This is a genomic window from Mesorhizobium sp. M2E.F.Ca.ET.219.01.1.1 (genome assembly GCF_004016445.2).
Taxonomy (GTDB): Bacteria; Pseudomonadota; Alphaproteobacteria; order Rhizobiales; family Rhizobiaceae; genus Mesorhizobium.
Window position 1 is genome coordinate 1 of the sequence record NZ_SADT02000275.1, and the last position, 285, is coordinate 285.

The 285-nt window shown below is 57.5% G+C and carries 1 protein-coding gene; it reads left to right on the forward strand.

Annotated features, from left to right (window positions below; genetic code table 11):
• The coding region (locus tag EN862_RS36710; RefSeq protein ID WP_210235711.1) for a hypothetical protein at positions 1-209 on the forward strand (209 nt) is incomplete at its 5' end.
• Between the last annotated feature and the right edge of the window lie 76 nt (positions 210-285).

The window sequence follows — 285 nt, forward strand, 5'->3', positions numbered from 1 at the left end:
CACGGCGTGCAGACAAGTCCATAAGTGTCGCTGTTCCTCCGGTGAGCCTGGACGATCAACCAACCGATGCTTTCCCGCCACGACAGGATCAGAAGCGCTCCAGTCTGCCGAACGTCGGCCTTGCGCTTCAGATCAGCCATTGGCACCGCACCCGTGAAGTGACCGGTTTCAGCCGTTGGCAGACGATATTCGTAATCAGAAGAGACTGACAGTCGATACAGTCGACGGTGGTTCGGGGGCTTGGATTCGGGGTGGCTTTCGTCCTTTGGAATTCCCGGAAACAGC